1 rRNA gene is annotated in these 1,734 nt (G+C 54.0%); it reads left to right on the forward strand.

From position 1 onward, the window contains the following. Nucleotides 1-1,709: ribosomal RNA gene (locus tag KHO22_RS32260) — 23S ribosomal RNA — on the forward strand; the annotation flags it as partial. Between the last annotated feature and the right edge of the window lie 25 nt (nucleotides 1,710-1,734).

Genomic DNA, 1,734 nt, shown 5'->3' on the forward strand with positions numbered 1-1,734 from the left:
GCGTGGTAGGAGAGCGTTCTGTAAGCCTGTGAAGGTGTCTTGTAAAGGATGCTGGAGGTATCAGAAGTGCGAATGCTGACATGAGTAGCGATAAAGGGGGTGAAAGGCCCCCTCGCCGTAAGCCCAAGGTTTCCTACGCAACGTTCATCGGCGTAGGGTGAGTCGGCCCCTAAGGCGAGGCAGAGATGCGTAGCTGATGGGAAGCAGGTTAATATTCCTGCACCGTCGTATGATGCGATGGGGGGACGGATCGCGGAAGGTTGTCCGGGTGTTGGAAGTCCCGGTCCCTGCATTGGAGAAGGCGCTTAGGCAAATCCGGGCGCGGAATTCAAGGATGTGGGGCGAGCGGCCTAGTGCTGCGAAGCAATTGGAAGTGGTTCCAAGAAAAGCCTCTAAGCTTCAGTCATACGAGACCGTACCGCAAACCGACACAGGTGGGCGAGATGAGTATTCTAAGGCGCTTGAGAGAACTCGGGAGAAGGAACTCGGCAAATTGGTACCGTAACTTCGGGATAAGGTACGCCCTGGTAGCTTGACTGGCCTGCGCCAGAAGGGTGAAGGGGTTGCAATGAAATGGTGGCTGCGACTGTTTAATAAAAACACAGCACTCTGCAAACACGAAAGTGGACGTATAGGGTGTGACGCCTGCCCGGTGCCGGAAGATTAAATGATGGGGTGCAAGCTCTTGATTGAAGTCCCGGTAAACGGCGGCCGTAACTATAACGGTCCTAAGGTAGCGAAATTCCTTGTCGGGTAAGTTCCGACCTGCACGAATGGCGTAACGATGGCCACACTGTCTCCTCCCGAGACTCAGCGAAGTTGAAGTGTTTGTGATGATGCAATCTCCCCGCGGCTAGACGGAAAGACCCCATGAACCTTTACTGTAGCTTTGCATTGGACTTTGAACCGATCTGTGTAGGATAGGTGGGAGGCTTTGAAGCGTGGACGCTAGTTCACGTGGAGCCGTCCTTGAAATACCACCCTGGTTTGTTTGAGGTTCTAACCTTGGCCCGTGAATCCGGGTCGGGGACAGTGCATGGTAGGCAGTTTGACTGGGGCGGTCTCCTCCCAAAGTGTAACGGAGGAGTTCGAAGGTACGCTTGGTACGGTCGGACATCGTACCTAAAGTGCAATGGCAAAAGCGTGCTTAACTGCGAGACCGACAAGTCGAGCAGGTGCGAAAGCAGGACATAGTGATCCGGTGGTTCTGAATGGAAGGGCCATCGCTCAACGGATAAAAGGTACTCTGGGGATAACAGGCTGATACCGCCCAAGAGTTCATATCGACGGCGGTGTTTGGCACCTCGATGTCGGCTCATCTCATCCTGGGGCTGTAGCCGGTCCCAAGGGTATGGCTGTTCGCCATTTAAAGAGGTACGTGAGCTGGGTTTAAAACGTCGTGAGACAGTTTGGTCCCTATCTGCCGTGGGCGTTGGAATCTTGACGGGGGCTGCTCCTAGTACGAGAGGACCGGAGTGGACGTACCGCTGGTGTACCTGTTGTCTCGCCAGAGGCATCGCAGGGTAGCTATGTACGGAAGAGATAACCGCTGAAAGCATCTAAGCGGGAAACTCGCCTGAAGATGAGGATTCCCTGGAGGCTTGACCTCCTTGAAGGGTCGTTCGAGACCAGGACGTTGATAGGCTGGGTGTGGAAGCGCAGTAATGCGTTAAGCTAACCAGTACTAATTGCCCGTAAGGCTTGATCCTATAACCAGTGTGTTTTAGCCTGGTG

This window comes from Cupriavidus yeoncheonensis, assembly GCF_905397275.1.
GTDB lineage: Bacteria > Pseudomonadota > Gammaproteobacteria > Burkholderiales > Burkholderiaceae > Cupriavidus > Cupriavidus yeoncheonensis.